At 48.3% G+C, this 16,596-nt stretch carries 12 protein-coding genes; 7 read left to right on the top strand and 5 right to left on the bottom strand.

Features of this window, described 5'->3' with window-relative positions:
* Positions 1-74 precede the first annotated feature (74 nt).
* Both H6F56_RS07760 and H6F56_RS07755 read left to right on the top strand, forming a co-directional pair.
* Positions 75-2,324 (top strand): hypothetical protein, encoded by a 2,250-nt coding sequence (locus H6F56_RS07760; protein WP_190666466.1) that lies wholly within the window; start codon positions 75-77, stop codon positions 2,322-2,324.
* 218 nt (positions 2,325-2,542) lie between these two features.
* A complete protein-coding gene (locus tag H6F56_RS07755) occupies positions 2,543-4,393 on the top strand; it encodes a DUF3685 domain-containing protein (RefSeq protein ID WP_190666464.1) in 1,851 nt (616 codons plus the stop codon).
* Between the two features lie 145 nt (positions 4,394-4,538).
* Here H6F56_RS07755 and H6F56_RS07750 read toward each other — a convergent pair whose 3' ends face one another.
* The gene (locus H6F56_RS07750; RefSeq protein WP_190666628.1) at positions 4,539-5,339 is read right to left on the bottom strand and encodes a Uma2 family endonuclease; all 801 of its coding nucleotides are present in this window, start codon (positions 5,337-5,339) and stop codon (positions 4,539-4,541) included.
* Positions 5,340-6,311: 972 nt separating this feature from the next.
* Between H6F56_RS07750 and H6F56_RS07745 the strand changes: the two genes are divergently transcribed.
* Together H6F56_RS07745 and H6F56_RS07740 are read left to right on the top strand one after the other, a co-directional pair.
* The gene (locus H6F56_RS07745; protein ID WP_190666462.1) at positions 6,312-6,665 is read left to right on the top strand and encodes a DUF4258 domain-containing protein; all 354 of its coding nucleotides are present in this window, start codon (positions 6,312-6,314) and stop codon (positions 6,663-6,665) included.
* 233 nt (positions 6,666-6,898) lie between these two features.
* Entirely contained in the window at positions 6,899-7,339 is a 441-nt protein-coding gene (locus H6F56_RS07740) for a hypothetical protein (protein ID WP_190666460.1), read from the top strand.
* A 28-nt stretch (positions 7,340-7,367) separates the two neighbouring features.
* On the opposite strand, the gene H6F56_RS07735 is transcribed toward H6F56_RS07740, so the two are convergent.
* The 4 genes from H6F56_RS07735 to H6F56_RS07720 form a co-directional block, all read right to left on the bottom strand.
* Positions 7,368-7,769 carry a hypothetical protein gene (locus H6F56_RS07735; protein ID WP_242031906.1) on the bottom strand — a complete coding sequence of 134 codons (402 nt, stop codon included), beginning with the start codon at positions 7,767-7,769 and terminating at the stop codon, positions 7,368-7,370.
* A gap of 198 nt (positions 7,770-7,967) precedes the next feature.
* On the bottom strand, positions 7,968-8,759 hold the full coding sequence (gene larB, locus H6F56_RS07730) for a nickel pincer cofactor biosynthesis protein LarB (protein WP_190666458.1): 792 nt from the start codon (positions 8,757-8,759) through the stop codon (positions 7,968-7,970).
* Positions 8,760-9,162: 403 nt separating this feature from the next.
* On the bottom strand, positions 9,163-11,355 hold the full coding sequence (locus H6F56_RS07725) for a protein kinase domain-containing protein (protein ID WP_190666456.1): 2,193 nt from the start codon (positions 11,353-11,355) through the stop codon (positions 9,163-9,165).
* Between the two features lie 608 nt (positions 11,356-11,963).
* The gene (locus H6F56_RS07720; protein WP_190666454.1) at positions 11,964-13,088 is read right to left on the bottom strand and encodes a CobW family GTP-binding protein; all 1,125 of its coding nucleotides are present in this window, start codon (positions 13,086-13,088) and stop codon (positions 11,964-11,966) included.
* 140 nt (positions 13,089-13,228) lie between these two features.
* On the opposite strand from H6F56_RS07720, the gene cysS reads away from it, so the two are divergent.
* Genes cysS through H6F56_RS07705 form a run of 3 tightly spaced genes read left to right on the top strand, consistent with a single transcriptional unit; the run spans position 13,229 to position 16,561 of the window.
* Positions 13,229-14,686 carry a cysteine--tRNA ligase gene (gene cysS, locus H6F56_RS07715; RefSeq protein WP_190666452.1) on the top strand — a complete coding sequence of 486 codons (1,458 nt, stop codon included), beginning with the start codon at positions 13,229-13,231 and terminating at the stop codon, positions 14,684-14,686.
* Positions 14,687-14,729: 43 nt separating this feature from the next.
* Positions 14,730-15,395, top strand: coding sequence for a glutathione S-transferase family protein (locus tag H6F56_RS07710; RefSeq protein ID WP_190666450.1), 666 nt, complete (start codon positions 14,730-14,732; stop codon positions 15,393-15,395).
* Between the two features lie 59 nt (positions 15,396-15,454).
* Positions 15,455-16,561: an AI-2E family transporter gene (locus H6F56_RS07705; protein ID WP_190666448.1), complete on the top strand. Its 1,107-nt coding sequence runs from the start codon at positions 15,455-15,457 to the stop codon at positions 16,559-16,561.
* Positions 16,562-16,596: the final 35 nt, after the last annotated feature.

Below are 16,596 nucleotides of genomic sequence, written 5' to 3'. Positions count from 1 at the left end.
GCAAACTGTCAATGGCGTTTTAACTTAGACCTCCGAGGCAACAAGCGAACAAAGCGCACCGGAAAGCTGAAGCGATGGCGAACAGACAATTTGACCAATCCCGAACACCTACAGCCCGCAAATTCCTGATGCGACGTCGGCGCAAACCGATCGTAGGGCCAACAACGGCTATCTCCGATCCCCCCACTGCCGCGATGCCCCAACCAAGTAGTGAGACGATGATTCCCGTTCAAACTGACACACCGAACCCTCACAGCCAGCCCAGACGCCGGGATTGGGGATGGCCGCTCATTTGGCTGAGCGTGCTTCTTGTATTTGGGGGAACCGCCGCAGGTGCCTTTTTCTGGTTAATCACCATGCCGCCGCCCATCAACTGCGAGAATATTTCGCCCCTCTCGCCTGATATGGAACGGCTGCAATGCGCTCAGCAGGCTGCGGCATCCCGCAAGGTAGACCAGTTGGTAAAAGGGTTGGCCTTGGTGAAGGACTGGCCGGCAGAACACCCGCTTTATGGTCAGGCAACCCACATGCGGGACGAATGGTCACTATCCTTGCTAGAAATTGCCCAAAATAAGATGGATGGCGGCGATTTAAAGGGCGCAATCTCAATTGCCGGTAATGTGCCGAAAAACAGCCCAGTCTATGCCGACGCTCAAGCGCTGGTAGCCCTTTGGCAGCAGGATTGGGATAAAGGAAAAGTTCTATACAATAAAGCGATAGAGGCGATCAAAACCCAGCAATGGCAGCAAGCAACCGCCTATGCCCAACAAATGGTTCGGCTGCGAAATGATTACTGGGGGCAGCAACGCTACGGCGAGTTGCTCAAGCAGATCGTTGCGGAAAGACAGGCGTGGGGTCAGCTGAAAGAAGCGCGGGAATTGGCCACCTACGAGACACCAGACGAGTTAGAAAAGGCACTGTCGCTGGTTCGCAAAATCGGCTCGAACAGCTACGCCTATACGTTAGCCAAAGCCGATATTGTTAAATGGAGCCGAAAGTTGCTCGATTTGGCGGCTAAACGGCTACAAGCACGGGATTTGGACGGGGCGATTTCTATCGCTAAACGCGTTCCTCAGGAATCTTCACTGTATGCAGAGGCTCAAGACTTTGTTTTGCTGAGCCGCGCAGAAATACTTGTACCTAATACAAAAAATGGGCCTCAACAGCCGGCGGCAACCATTGTGGCGGTTCTAGAAGCTCAAGCCGCTGCCCGCCAGATTGGGCCGGATCGCCCCTTATACAAACAAGCTCAGGCAAAAATTACAGACTGGCAGGCACAACTGAAAGATTTGCTTCAACTTCAGATGGCGAGTTCTCTGGCAAGCGTGGGCCAGGGATTGACGTTCCAATTGGCCATTGACCAAGCGCAAATGGTGAAGCAGGAACGCCCCAGACGCATCTATGCACAAACTTTGATCGCCCAGTGGCGTAAGCAATTAGAACAGTCACAAGACCGGCCTTATGTCGTGCTGGCCCAGCAATTAGCGGAGTCGGGAACGATTGATGCTTTGAAGGCGGCGATCACCAAGGCGCGTGAAGTCACTCTAGGCCGGCCATTACGCATCGAGGCTCAAACTCTAATCGCTTCTTGGAACAAACAAATTCAAACGCTGGAAGACCAACCAATCTTAGACCAAGCGCGAACGGTGGCTAAGCAGGGCAATCTGAGCAACGCGATTCGCATCGCTGAAAAAATTGGCCAAGGGCGGGCGCTATATAAACAGGCTCGGACATCTATTGATGAGTGGGTGGGCCAAATTCAAATTGCGGAAGACCGGCCTAAGCTGAATGAAGCAACGAAGCTGGCTGCTCAAGGCCGACTGACAGATGCGATTCAAGTGGCATCGCAAATCGGTTCCGGTCGGGCGCTGTATTATGAAGCGCAGGACGGGATCGGTCGCTGGGCGGCAGAACGGGATGCTATTCGCGCAGCTCAGCAACCGGCTGCACCGGCTCAGGAAACTTATCCGGCAGAATCTTACAGCCCACCGGCACAAGAGTATTATCCCCCCGCAGAACCTTATAACCCACCGGCCCAAAATTACGCACCGCCGGCAGAACCTTATAACCCACCGGCCCAAAATTACGCACCGCCGGCAGAACCTTATAACCCACCGGCAGAGGCTTATGTAGCCCCGGCAGAACCTTATAACCCACCGGCAGAGGCTTATGTGCCGCCAGAAGAACCTTATGTGCCGCCGGTAGAGTCTTACAGCCCACCGCCAGAAGAACCTTATGTGCCGCCGGCAGAACCCCCAGCCGCCGCGCCGCCGCCGGCAGAACCCCCAGCGACTGAACCCCTGCCTATCGATGGAATTGAGTGAGGTGAGCTACCCGGTGGCAGAATTGAGGATAGAAAGTTGAGAAAGCAATCGGTTTTTCGCTGCTTTATTCTTGATTGTTGAAAACTGAGCTTCATGTCACCCTTCATCTTCCCGCTAGATCCATAGGGGATAGCGGGAAGATGAATGGCAATGACAAATAAATGTGCGACAGTCCACCCTTAAAATGCTTAAGTCCTATCTTGTCCCTGACCAGTGTCATGAGCGAACGCTCCTTGAAACTGCTACTAATTGATGATGACCCCATCTTTCGCATCGGTCTACGGACTGTGTGTGAGCAGTTTCCTGACTTGCAAGTAGTGGCAGAAGCTGCAGAGGGTTCAGAGGCTTTACGTCTGCTAGAAAAGCGTGTCAAACAGGAGACGGGGGAACCAGCAAATCAGGTCGATTTAGTCATTTTAGAATTAGGGTCGGGCTTGTCTGCCCCGGCGGGGATGCCAGGACTGACTTTGTGCGACCGGCTGACCACTCAGTACCCTCAAGTTTCGGTGTTGGTGGTGAGTGCATTTACTGATCTGTCGGCACTGGCAGCAGCACGGCGAGCCGGTGTTAAGGGTTTTTGCCCGAAAGGTACAGCCACTGCTGAGTTAATTGCTGCGATCCGTCAGGTTGCCGGTGGCGGCACTTATTGGTCAGATGTCAAAAGTCTGCGGACGCTTGTCCCTCGTCAGTCTTCAGCCGAAGTGCGAATACCGGCAAAGTTGGAGGCCAGAGCAAAGCGCCCACTGGCCAACCTGCGGCGAACCCTGAGTTTACCAGGGCTGCGACAAATTGATGCCACAATTGAGAGTTTGACAGCCCAACTGCAAAATCCGGCTATAACAGACTTGGATCGAGCGGTTCTGCTGGGACGCCGAAGAGAACTGCGAGCCGCCCGCTGGTTGGTAAACCAAGTGTTGGCTCCAAACCCTTTACCACCGGCACCTCAGCCCACTTCTGCCTCTAATTGGAGCGAGCGAGAAGACTTTTCGCCCCAAAATTCGCCTGAAGCATCTGGACAAATTTCTCTGCAACCTACAGAGCTTGACCCAGAAGCAGGCCGGTTGCAGCGCCAAACAATCGGCTCAGAAATGAGTTATAGAGCGTTGCGCTCAGAATTATTTGAAGCGACTCTTGCCAAGCTAAATTCTAGTCTGCCCAATTTGACAAGTGTGACGCTGGAAATTGATATTTTACGGGCAGAAAAAAAACAAGAATTGCTATCTATTATCCTGCGTCAGTTAGAAGAAATGCTGGATGAACTGCGCTTTTCTGAAGTACAGGCAGGGCAGATCAGTGAGAAAAAAAATGTAATTGTCCGGGATTTGTGGGAAGGAGTAACAACCGAATTTTTTGGCAAATTCTATACGCTATTGCTACCTGTGGGTGAGGTGGAAGTGGTGCCGGTGTTCTTGCAAGAAGAGGCAGTTGTCCAGAGCGCTATTTTGAATAAAATCCCTCAAGTGGCTGAATTTATTGCTCATGTGCTATTTAAAACTCCCTTAAAAATTGACAATTTGGCCTACCCTGCCGGCAGCACAGAAGCGTTGCTGCGAGCGGAGGCTTTGCTGCACAATTTAGTGATTCAAGTTGCAAATGCAGTGGTACAACCTCTGTTAAATTATTTTCCAGATGTGGAGGAAATTAAACAGAGTTTTTATGACCGGCGCTGGATTTCGACCCGATCCATTGAAAAGTTTCGCAACAATTTGTCTTGGAAATACCGCCTGGAAAAATATTTTGGGGAACCCACAGCGATTTTTGAAAGCCGGTATTGGTTGTTCTTGTTCACTTATCGGGGCATCGGGAAAATTCCTATCTATGCACCCCGCCGTGAGGAGTTAATGCAACTGTCAGGAATTCCCCTGGCGGTAACGTTGGTTCTGGAAAGCCGCGATGCGGTTGCGCCTCGCTTGCGATCAGCGGTTGCTTTTGCCGGCAACGGTGTTGTTTATGTACTCACTCAAGTGATTGGCCGGGGTCTAGGTTTGATTGGTCGCGGCATTATACAGGGAATCGGCAGTTCTTGGCAAGAAAGCAAGTTTAATAAAAGTAGCCAACGACAGAAATAAATAGATTTAATTTGCCTATTTAAACGCACAACAGCCTAACCACTTTTAATGAGAATCATTTGAGCCGTTTGTTATTCCTTCACTTCGACCCGTGCCAACCGCATGGTGCAAACTCAAGCCATACGCGGTTTTTTGCCTTGTCAACTCAAGATGAGATTTGATCAGGATTGATGCCAAGGGAACGCAAGTGAGCCGCTAACCGCTCAGCTTGTTGCACAGCCGCTTCTTTCGCTTGGCGCTCTTGCTCAGCTTGTTGTAGCGCAGCTTCTTTTGCTTGACGCTCTTGCTCTAAAGCTTGTCGCTCTTGCTCTACCAATTCCACACCCCATAATAACAACTGCTCACTTTCATCCCACCAGCGCAACCAGTAGCCGGTACGATCTGCCTTTGTGCCTTCCCAGACGCCTAGAAATAACTCGATGCCGGCAATCCAGTAGCGCCGATTTGCATCTGGCTGTTGCAGCTGATAGCGTCCTGAATTTAACTGATACACCTCCAGCAATCCAGTTGCCGGTTCAAAAATTGCATAGATTGGCACTTGCAAGATTTGTTCGTAAAAAAACCACTTGCCGGGAGGGTAAGTTGGCTTACTAGAATACTCGCCTCCCTCTGTCGCTGAAAGAAACTCCATCACAATTGAGGGAACTTCGCCTTCCAGGTTAGGTGTGTAACTGCGGCGAGGCTGATCAGAGTCATCTGGCAGCACAGAGCGCACATGAACCCAATCGGGAGCTTTAATCACAAATTTGCCGTTTACAGTGGCGCACAGACCGAAATTAGTGGCGATTAGCATCGGTTCTTGAATGCGCCCTACTAATTCTAAGGCTTCGCTTAAGGCTGCGGCTAGCAATGGCTGGTTAAGGTTATCCACCGGCTCGTCATCTAGTTGATAATCATCAGGCAATTTTTCCCACGTAATACTATAGTTATTAACGGCTACAGTCATCATGCCCTCCGGTGTAGCTTGACAATATTTTATCTAAATTCAGCCTATCTTATTTTACTAATTATTAATTTTTAAACAACTGCACCTATCTCTATTTTGCCTTTGTTATTGCCGGCGTTGATATCAAAGATTTAAGGATTGTCGGCACTCTGTAGAGAAGTAATGAAGGCTTGTTAGAGCAAGCAGGGTTTTCCGATTAATTCAATATTATACCGGCTTTAGAAGAATCATTAAACTTAGCAACTCCCCTGTCGGCTTAAAAATGTCATAGATTCCTGCAACCCGGTTGTGAGAAATCGGGTTGCAGGAAAAAATGCCAATTTGTATTCATCGGCACAGCGAAATCCTCCTAAAACATTAGATGAACAAAGTAGATACTTCTTCATCGGGGTTCTATGCTCTATCGCTGCTTTCAGCTATCAGGAAAATGCTTCTAAAACGGACATTAGGCAAAATACTCTCAAATCAGCAATTTTTCGCCGATTTCCTGGCTATCACAAACTTATTTGCTGCAAAGTGCGTAATTTTATTTTCTTGTAGATTTGGCTAAAGTTGAAGATTTCGTCAAAAAAGCCTCGTGATCCGCCGCTAACCCGCTTCTTACTGCAAAAGTCAATAATCTTTAACACGTAGTGAGAGTGCCGATGTTAATCTCAGGACAACACTGGGAAAACTTTAATATACCCAATTGTTGGGTATTTTCTGCTTTGCTGCATTGAGGGTGAGAGTGGTTGCAGGCGCTCTACACGCTTCCAGCACATGATTTTCGCCAAGCTTTCCGAAACTGCTTTCTGTCGAGTGTATTTAACAAAGGGAGGAATTTTTTAATTATTTTTTACATTTCTTCGCAAAAATTAATAGCTTGCATGAATTCTATTTAATTTTTGCTTGATTTTCCTGATTCTCTTTTCTATATTCTATCCAGTTCTACCTACTTCTTCCACATGAATTATCAAATCAGAGGCTACAAAAATGGACGCCAACAAGAAAATTACGCGACTGGTCGAAAAAGATGAAAATCAAACCCATATCGGGATTTTAATTAGCGTAAATCGCCGAAAAGATAGCAATCATTTGCAAAGGCGGCAACAGCAGCGGGCGATTAGTAATGCAATGATTGAAGTCGCTCTTATGTATGGGACTAAAGGATTCAGCAGAGGGGCGCTCGTATTTACTTTGAATGATCGAAGCTTGCGACACAGCCCTTATTATCAGTTTATTGATGTTTTAAGAGGGTTAAGAGTTGTCTGTCTTGCCGGCCCGCCCAATCCAAAAATTTTAACAGCATATTGGCACGAAAAAACGAAGCGTCGGGTTCGTAAATAAAGCGAAACGCTATTCAATACCGCTTGTCAGAAATCAATCTACTGCTTAAACCGGCAATACGTGCGTTCTAGAGATTGTGGGGCGATGCTGCATGACTAGATCAGGGGTATTGGGAATGCGGGAGTATGAGAATTACGGTTTAGATGGCAACTTAGGAGCAGCGGTAAACAGGAAGTCATTAAACAGAAATATAATAGGCTAATCTAATTTTTAGGTGCTATGGGACTTGGGCGATGAAACGAATCGGAAAGCAGCCACGCCGCTACAAATTCTTCTTTCAGAACCCTTACAGGGACGTGCGGTTCTCTTACTGCCCGAAGTGCGAAGGCAAAACAAAACTGCGTAAAGTGCCGCTGGTGATTCATCTTGAACCGCAACAGCCAGTTGCCCTTAACAAGTCTTGCCGCTATTGCCCCGCCTGCGACTTGCTAATTGCCCATCAGGATGAAATTGAGGAGCAACTAGCCTATCTATGCAGCCAGCAGCAGCCGGATTTGACCGGCAACGAGTACCTAATTATGGGCACAATGGATCGGGCTGACTGGCAGCGCAGTTGCGAACAACCGATGAAGCCGGCGGAAATGTTCGATTGCTTGTATGTCTTCAAGCAAGTGTTAAAGTTTGAGCCAAATAAGTGGATCAAATTAAACGTGGAATGGAAAGCTGTCGATTAATTGAAGGCTTGAGATTGAAAATCGAGAATTAATCTGAGCTATCACCCTTACCCCCTTTGCCTCTCCCTTTATCGAAACTGGAAGGATGCTGAGAAGTCAGCGTTTCTGAGATAGGCTTGCCGGCAGACTCTGGGGCAAAATTCCTTAACAGCGATTGTAGCTTCATGCGAGGAATATAAGGCCACCCGCCATCAGCTTCAATGTCGCGCAGCAAGGCGTATAGCGCCTGCCGATTATCGGGTAAAGACGGTTGAAATACATTATCCTGAACCTCTCGATGCAGAGTCTCTAGCAGCCGCAATAGCTCTAAAATCGCCAGTGTATCCCCTTGCCGGTGTTTGGCTAAGGTACGGATCTCAGTGGCAAGGGCTTGCAGTTCAACCGGCAATTGTTCTGAATCAAAATTTTGGCCACTGTTCGTGCTGCCCATCTGTCTTACTTAGGTCAAAAATATAAAACGTTTAAACATTATTGCAGGTCTGATCGATCAGATGGGCTTGCTAGTAAAGTATTACCGCACACCGGCTCAACATCTTTCCAACTCAAACGTTAAATCGGCAATCTTGGGTTAGCGTGCTGAACAACGCCAGATGCCGGCAAAAACTCCCAATTTTTTGAGGTCAAAATTTCAACACGTTCCTTCTGATGATTGCTTTAACCTGTGAGCGGTTCTCAGAATTTGTCCAGCCAAAATCGCCGCACCAAAGCCATTATCAATATTCACCACACCTATACCAGCGGCACAAGAATTTAACATTGTCAACAGAGGAGCGATGCCACCAAAACTCGCACCATAGCCAACACTGGTGGGAACAGCAATCACCGGACAATCAGCGATTCCGGCAACGACACTCGGTAAAGCGCCTTCCATGCCGGCAACGACAATTAGCACATCGGCGGCGTCAATTACATGGCGATTACTCAGCAGTCGGTGAATGCCGGCAACCCCCACATCCCACAGCCGAAGCACCTCAAAGCCACAGAGGCTGGCAGTGCAAGCGGCTTCCTCCGCCACCGGCAAATCCGCTGTGCCGGCACTCAAAATACCAACTACGCCTGGATATTGAGGTTGGAGTGCTGCCGGCACAGTGGCGCAAATTCGAGCTTCTGGGTAGTAATAAAGACCCCTAACTTTCTCCTGCAATTGAACACAGACAGTCGGTTCAATGCGAGTTGCCATCACAACCGGATGATTGCGGCGCATTGTTTCGATGATCTGAGCGATTTGCTCAGGAGTTTTACCTGGTCCCCAAATTACTTCGGGAAAGCCGGTTCTCAAGCTGCGGTGATTGTCAATTCGGGCAAAATCACCCACCGGCTCAAAATCAAAATGCTTCAGTTTATCCAGGGCTTCATCTGGGGTTACAGTGCCGGCGGCAACCGCTTTGAGTAAAGATTGTAAAGCTTCAGGTTGAGTCACAGTATCAGCTATCAGCAAAGACAGTATTGGAGGGAGAGAATTTTATCTTGACATCCGATTGCTAGCTTAGTTGAATTTTTCTCCCAGAAAGCAGCACTAAATGCAAAGTCCTTAATTTTGCCAGACTTACCCAGCCGAGGTGCCGGTTCACACAGATAACCGAACACGGCTGGCAGCAATTTTTAAGAAACTCATGATTTGGCAATTTTTAATAGTTCACTAATAAAAATAATTCGGATTTTTAAAGAACAAGAAACAGAGCAGTAAAAAAATAGAATCAAGGAGAGTTTTCGCAACAAAAACCGTATAAACTAGAAAAACAATCAGTTGCCGCAGCTAAAAATGAGGAAGATAAAACCCAATAAAACACATTGAAAACAGTTTTTTTTGCTCATTGATTATTCTAGTGCAACCGCCAAATCTTAATTGTATAGTCCTCACTGCTGCTCGCAAGGGTTTGGCCATCCGGGCCGAGGGCAAGGTCATGAATTGAGTCTGAATGCCCTTTGGCAGTCGCCAGTAGCTGACCCGTAGCCAAATCCCACAACTTTATTGTGCCGTCCACGCTGCCCCCCCCACTGATCACAGTCTTGCTATCTGGAGTAATCACAACGGCATTGACTGCATCTAAATGCCCCAGAAATGTGCGCTGTAACTGGCCGAGGCTGAGATCCCATACATTAATGCTGCCATCCACGCTGCCACTAGCGAGGGTACGGCCATCTGGGCTAAAGGCAACAGATTGGACGCGGCGTGAATGACCCTCAAGGGATTGGATGGGAGTGCAAGGCTGTGCGCCGGCACAACTGACTCGCAGATCCCACAACTTAACCGTGCTGTCAAAGCCGCCACTCGCTAGCATCCTGCCATCCGGACTAAAGGCAAGGGCATTCACCCCGCCTGCGTGGCCCGAAAGCGTATTGCCCACTTGGCCGGTGCCCAAATTCCACAACTTAACCGTGCTGTCGAAACTGCCGCTGGCTAAGGTTTTGCCATCGGGACTAAAAGCAATGGTGTTGACCGAACCGGAATGGCCATCCAGGGTGCTTTTCAGGGTGCCGGTGCCGAGATCCCACAATTTAACGGTTTTATCGCCACTGCTGCTAGCTAGGGTTTTGCCGTCGGGACTGATGGCAACTGACCAAACTTCATTAGTATGACCGGCAAGGGTGTGAAGCAGTTTACCCGCCGGCAAGTTCCAAATTTTCACCGTCTTGTCAACACTGCCGCTGACAAGGGTCTGACCATCTGCGCTAATGGCAACGCTTGTGACACCCCATAAATGATCAGCAAGGGTAGTGGCGAAAACAGCCTTTTTCCAAAGGTTCTCTGGCCGGCGCACAGCTTTTTCACTTTGCAATTCCTTGGCAGAAACCGCTTCCCGCTGCCCAGAACTGGCAACTGACAGATTTACCTGTGCTGGAAAATACTGGGACAGTTCAATGTCCATCCCAGCAAAGAGCAGGCTAGCGCCCACACCGGCTACGACCAGGAAAACAAGGCCACCCACTAATTTCTGGTGAAGCGGGCTAAGCTTTTTGTTTCTGGACTTAGCGATTGTAGCGGACCGTCTTTTGCTTTTCCCTCGGCGCAAGCTAGCCAGGGGAACAGCCGCGCCTCGGTATTGTGGAACTCCCCGATGGTTGGCAGGAAACTGCGCCGGCTGATAAGAAACCTGCGGCTGAGGTGCGGCGCGTTCTAAATCTAGGAGGCGCTGTAAAATGACTTGGGTGTTTTGAGGCCGGTTTCCTGGAAACGGTGCCATCAAATAATCAATTAAATCGGCCACCGGCTTGGAAACTTGCTTGGCCCGATCTCGCCACATTAACTCCCCTGTCTGGGGACTTTCGGGAAAATCGTTGGGATCGTGGCCGGTTAATAAATAGACAAACGTGCGTCCCAAGGCAAAGAAATCCGACTGGGGAACGGCTTTGCCATTGGCTTGTTCGGGTGGCGTATAGCCTGGTGAAACAATGCCGGTGACTTTATGGCCACCGCCGCCAACTTTAGCTAAATAGGTGCCGGTGACTTCGCGAACGGTGCCAAAGTCAATCAACACCAACTGGCCGTTGGGACGCAGCATGATGTTAGACGGCTTAATATCACGATGGAAATATTGCTGCTGGTGGACTTGATGTAAAATTTCTGCCAGCTGTTTTAGCCAGATTAGTGCCTGATTTTGCAAGATAGGTTGGTTGGCCCGACCGCTTAGCCACTCTTCCAAATTAGAGCCTTCTATTTTCTCCATCACCAGGCAGTGCAATGGCTGCGGGCTGTTTCTCGGCACAAAAGTAAAGTAGCCATCTGGCTGCACTTTGGGAATGCCGGGATGCTGCAAGTGTCCTAAAACATGGGCTTCTCGCTGAAACAGAGAGACGGCTTTGGGGTTGTTGCCAATCAGAATTTTTAAGACTTTCAGCGATCCTCGGTCATCTTCGACTTCAAAAGTTTTGCCGAAGCCGCCTTCTCCCAAAAGATGCTTGACTCGATAATTTCCTCGCACTACCAGCAATGAGCCACAATGCCGGCAAATGCGGTTTTGAGCGTTCAATGAGTCAGCTGGGTTGGGACAGTTGGGATTAAGGCAGTAACTCACGGAAGGTACATTAACCTTAAGTTAAGTTTTGAAGATTATTACAAATAGAGAGGGGAAAGATCAGCACCTCTGTAATAAGTCATATTAAATCATTGCGCTAACGGTGCGCTTTTCCCGGAAATTAAAATATCCTGTTGGGCCGGGACGGCATTAGGGTTCTCAGCGTTAGTGGTTATCTATTTTAAAGGCTTTTTCCTGTATAGTACAACAGTCTTGAAAATTTGCCGACTGCTGCGAAACCTGGAAGCCTGGATTAGGGAATTTAGAGATTAAAAATTGTGCCGCTTGTTAGGGAAAAATTTACAGGATGAAGTTTTTTGTCCCCAAATGAGCCGGTTTTAAGATAATGGGCAGTTGCTACCGGCAGCCAACTTGTGTTGGGATATCCTGACAAGGCCGGCACACTCAATTAAAGCCGCTGCCGACTCTGCGGGTAATTCTCTCAAAATTTGGGGGCTATCGCTCAACCGGCTGCACTTTTGGATGGAACAATGAGTTGGGTTTGCCAAGTTGCTCCAATCCGTTTTTGCTCGAAATGGTTGAGCGATTTCCCGCCGGCAGTTTCAGAAAAGAATCTAGTTTTTTATGAGATTCTTTTCTTTTTCGGCTTATTTACCAAAACCCTTGCCGCGATTGTTAGAAGGAAGACAGACACAAGATTGAATTTGTGATAGTAAAGTTTCGCGGTCTAAATCTTGTCCAATTAAAACTAATTGGTTCTTAGGTTTACCATTCCACTCGTCATCATCAATTGAGAAGCGCTTGCCGCTGAGGTGGAAAATGTGACGTTTGGGGCTTTCATCAAACCACATAATTCCCTTAGCGCGGAAGACATTAGCGGGCAATTGATTGTCTAAGAAGTACTGGAATCTTTTAATTGACAAGGGTTTGTCAGTCTCGAAAGAAACGGAGATGAATCCGTCATTTTCTAAGTGATTTGAGTGATGATGGTGGTGTTCGTGGTCGTGGTCGTGAGCGCAATGGCCATGATCGTGATCGCATTCAGCATGGTGATCGTGATGATCGTGGTGATCGTGATGATCGTGGTGATCGTGCGCCGGCTCATTCGTTTGGAAATACTTATCAGTCTCAAACAAACCCACGCTGAGAATTAGGGGCAGAGGCACTTGTGAGTGTTTTGTGCGAACAATTCTCGCGCCGGCTTTAACATCGCGAATCTTGACTTCTAAAAGATCCAAATTCGCTTCATCTACCAAATCTGCTTTGTTGAGCAAAATGATATCGCCGTAGGCAATTTGACTATAAGCGGCTTGGCTGTTAAACAAGTCAAGGCTAAAATTTTCTGCATCTACGACCGTAACGATGGAGTCTAAGCGGGTTAAATCGCGCAGTTCCGTGCTTAAAAACGTGAGCGCCACCGGCAGCGGATCGGCTAGGCCGGTTGTCTCCACAACCATGTAGTCCACCTTGTCAGGTCGCTCTAAAATCTTGTAGACGGCTTCGAGTAAATCATTGTTGATGGTGCAGCAGATGCAGCCGTTGCTCAGCTCCACCATATCATCGCCGGTGGCGACAATCAGCTCATTATCGATGCCAATTTCACCAAACTCATTCACCAAAACCGCTGTTTTTACGCCTTCCTGGTTGGTTAGGATGTGGTTGAGTAGGGTCGTCTTGCCGCTGCCAAGGAAGCCGGTGATGATCGTAACCGGCAAGCCGTGTTTGGGAGTCTCTATCGTCGGTGAGTTGTCGGGGGTGACTGCTGATTGCATAGCGTCGCTGTCAAAAACGTCAGAAAATGGGAGGATAGCGTTACGAGGATGTTGGCTGATATCCCAGCTAACCTCATTATTGCCGATCTAAAGGTTGTTCTTGCCGGTTTCAGCCCAGCTGTTTTCACGATTGCTTTGTTATGGCCCTTACAATTTACAACACCCTGACTCGTCGCGACGAACCGTTTGAGCCGCTAGAAGCCGGCAAGGTGCGGATGTATTGCTGTGGCGTCACGGTTTATGATTACTGCCATTTGGGCCATGCCCGCTCTTATATTGTTTGGGATACGGTGCGCCGGTATTTAAAATGGCGGGGCTATGATGTGCGCTACGTGCAGAATTTTACCGATATTGATGACAAAATTCTCAACCGCGCCAGGGAACAAGGATCTTCGATGGAAGAAGTGGCAAATCGGTTTACGGAAGCCTATTTTGAAGACATGAAGCGGCTGAATGTACTGGAGGCGGATGAGTATCCCCGCGCTACTCACACGCTAGATGGAATTAAGCGGCTGATCCACGAGTTGGAAAGCAAAGGTTTTGCTTACCCAGCAGCCGGGGACGTTTACTTTGCGGTACGGCGGTTTGGTGAGTATGGCAAGCTGTCGGGACGCAAGCTAGACGATATGCAAGCCGGCGCGAGTGGACGCGTGGGTGTGGAAGATCCAGAAGCTCAGAAGAAGAAAGATCCGTTCGATTTTGCCCTGTGGAAGGCAGCAAAACCCGAAGAACCGGCTTGGGAGTCGCCTTGGGGTGCCGGTCGTCCGGGATGGCATATTGAATGCTCAGCAATGGTGCGCGATCGCTTAGGAGAAAGCATTGATATCCATGTCGGCGGCGCAGATTTAATTTTCCCCCATCATGAGAATGAAATTGCCCAATCTGAAGCAGTCACCGGCCAACCTTTAGCGCGTTACTGGCTACATAATGGCATGGTGAATGTGGATGGTGAAAAAATGTCTAAATCTTTAGGCAACTTCACCACAATTCGGCAGTTATTAGATGCGCCCAATGCGCCAGATCCAATGGCAGTGCGGTTATTCGTTTTGCAAGCGCATTACCGCAAGCCGGTTGACTTCACCGGCGACGCGATGGCTGCTATCCAAAATGGTTGGAATACCCTCAAAGATGGTTTGCTGTTCGGTTATGAGTGCGGGGATCGACTCGGCTGGGAGAAAGCTGAGGAAAATTTACTGAATACTGAACAGGTTGAGAGATTCCAGGCGTCCGTGGATGAGGATTTTAATTTCTCAGGCGGTTTAGCAGTGCTGTTTGAACTCGCTAAGGAGTTACAAAAAGAGCAAAATATTCTTGTCCATGAGGGGAAAACCAAAACGCCAGCCGGTGAGTTACAGCAAAAGTGGCACACGCTCGTACAATTAGCGCAAGTGTTAGGTTTGGAAGCGCTGCCGGTGGAAAAAAGTGAAGAAGTCGGCGGCTTAAGCGATGAAGAGATTGAAGCCTTGATTCAGCAGCGAAAGGATGCTCGTAAGGCGAAAAACTTTGCTGAAGGTGACCGCATCCGCAATGAGCTACAAGCCCAAGGAATTACTTTAATTGATCAGCCGGGAAGTGTGACGCTCTGGCATCGCAGTTAAGGGATAATTTCTGAATTTTAAATGAAAGCTGAGAGGTTTTTTCATGTTAAAGCTGTATTATACTCCGATTTCTCCTAACTCCCGCCGCGTCTGGATTACGTTACTAGAAAAAGAAGTTGAATTTGAGTTGGTGAAACTTAACCTAGATGGTGATCAGTTACAACCAGAGTTTTTAAGACTTAATCCTTTTCATCACATTCCTGTGTTGGAGGATGGCGACTTTAGCGTGTTTGAATCTCTAGCAATTTTGGATTACTTAGAGGCAAAATACCCGAATCCTGCACTGTTACCAAAGGATGCAAAATCTTTGGCAAGGGTGAGAATGGTGGAATTAGTAACGGTTAATGAAGTCATGCCGCTTTTATTACCCTTAGCCACTCAAGTCTGGGGAATTGCTGAACCCGATCCCCAAAAACAGGAAAATGCAAAGCAGCAAATTAATACAGCACTCGGTTTTTTTGAGAGCGTTTTAGGGGATTCTCTGTTATTTGGTGGCGAGGGTATCAATCGAGCGGATATCGTCGCCGGCACGGTGGTGACTCAGTTGCCTGGGATTGGTATGCCTCTAGATAAGTACCCTAAACTGAGTGGGTGGTGTGAGCGATTGACGCAACATCCTAGTTGGCAAAAAACTCAAGTCAGTCAGCAAGAAATGGTAGGGTTTATCTCTCGATTGAAAGCTCGAATACAAGGGTCTTCTCATCGCTAAAAGTTGTTAAACACAATTGCTTTTCGGAATCGGAGTGTCAGGAATCACCTAATCTGTTTATGTCAGAGCAGCGCATTACCGTTTCGATATCTAATCTGTTGGTAATTTTAGCCACCGGCCTAATGCTGGTGCTACTTTGGCAGCTACGAAGTTTGCTGGTAACGCTGATGGTTTCAGTGGTGCTGGCCGCTTCAATTGTGCCGGTGGTGAATTGGGCGGAAAAATTTGGCGTTCCCCGGTGGGTGGCGACAATTCTTACTTATCTGACTTTGATTGGCGGCTTGACAGGGGTGGGTTTGTTAATTGGGCCAACTGTAATTGAGCAAATTGATCGCTTGATTCGTCAATTGCCGGTTTATTTGGAAGCGTTGCGCCTCTTGGTTGAAAATATAGCGGTTCGACTCAGTGATAATAGTCCTGATTTAATCCGTCAATTTTTTAATACTCAAGCGCTGACAAGTTGGGTGTTTCGTTCTAGCCAACAGCTACTACTGCGTTCTTATGGGATTACGCGGGGTATTGTGGGCGGTTTTTTTAGTTTGATTTTGTCTCTGTTTCTGTCAGGTTATATGGTTGCAGACAGTCGCACTTTAATTAAAAGTTTAGTGCGGTTGTTTCCGAAGCCTTGGGATGAGCGCTTAGAGGCTCAAGTGGTGCCGGTGAGTCAGCGAATGGGAAGTTACATTCGAGGGCGAGTTTTGGTTTCGGGAATTTTGGCGTTGGGAACAACGGTCGGCTTGAGTTTTTTGGGACTCCAAGATTTTGCCTTAGGTTTAGGTGCCATTGCCGGCGTGACAAATTTGATTCCATTTTTAGGCCCAATTTTAGGGGTGGTGCCGGCGCTCATTGTGGCCATTTCCCAAGGCGGCTTGCTGTTCCTGTGGGTGTTAATTTTATTTGTGGTGATCCAAAACCTGGAAACTTATGTGCTTGATCCCTTGCTAGTAGGGTCTTCAGTGGGGGTGCATCCGCTGTTTCAGCTACTTTCGGTGCTGGGGGGTGTTCAACTTCTGGGCATTATTGGGGCGCTAATTGTTCCGCCTTGGTTTGCCGGCGCGGCTGCTTTGGTGGAAAATCTTTATCTAAGACCAAAGTTGATGGCAGAAAGGCGAGAGGCACACGCTCAAGCGAAGGCAAATACTGTGCCGGTGGCTCCTTCAACTTGACAGGGGTTTAAAGCAAAGCCCAAAGTTAAGTGCCA

It is taken from the genome of Microcoleus sp. FACHB-672, assembly GCF_014695725.1.
Lineage (GTDB): Bacteria > Cyanobacteriota > Cyanobacteriia > Cyanobacteriales > Oscillatoriaceae > FACHB-68.
The sequence above is the reverse complement of the archived record's forward strand: the minus strand, read 5'-3'. Positions and strand labels throughout refer to the sequence as shown.

Coding starts and splice junctions, on each gene's coding strand:
- H6F56_RS07740 (WP_190666460.1), top strand. CDS start 6,899: ATGAAACGAATCGGAAAGCAGCCACGCCGCTACAAATTCTTCTTTCAG.
- H6F56_RS07710 (WP_190666450.1), top strand. CDS start 14,730: ATGTTAAAGCTGTATTATACTCCGATTTCTCCTAACTCCCGCCGCGTC.
- cysS (WP_190666452.1), top strand. CDS start 13,229: ATGGCCCTTACAATTTACAACACCCTGACTCGTCGCGACGAACCGTTT.
- H6F56_RS07755 (WP_190666464.1), top strand. CDS start 2,543: ATGAGCGAACGCTCCTTGAAACTGCTACTAATTGATGATGACCCCATC.
- H6F56_RS07745 (WP_190666462.1), top strand. CDS start 6,312: ATGGACGCCAACAAGAAAATTACGCGACTGGTCGAAAAAGATGAAAAT.
- H6F56_RS07750 (WP_190666628.1), bottom strand. CDS start 5,339: ATGACTGTAGCCGTTAATAACTATAGTATTACGTGGGAAAAATTGCCT.
- H6F56_RS07720 (WP_190666454.1), bottom strand. CDS start 13,088: ATGCAATCAGCAGTCACCCCCGACAACTCACCGACGATAGAGACTCCC.
- H6F56_RS07760 (WP_190666466.1), top strand. CDS start 75: ATGGCGAACAGACAATTTGACCAATCCCGAACACCTACAGCCCGCAAA.
- H6F56_RS07705 (WP_190666448.1), top strand. CDS start 15,455: ATGTCAGAGCAGCGCATTACCGTTTCGATATCTAATCTGTTGGTAATT.
- H6F56_RS07735 (WP_242031906.1), bottom strand. CDS start 7,769: ATGGGCAGCACGAACAGTGGCCAAAATTTTGATTCAGAACAATTGCCG.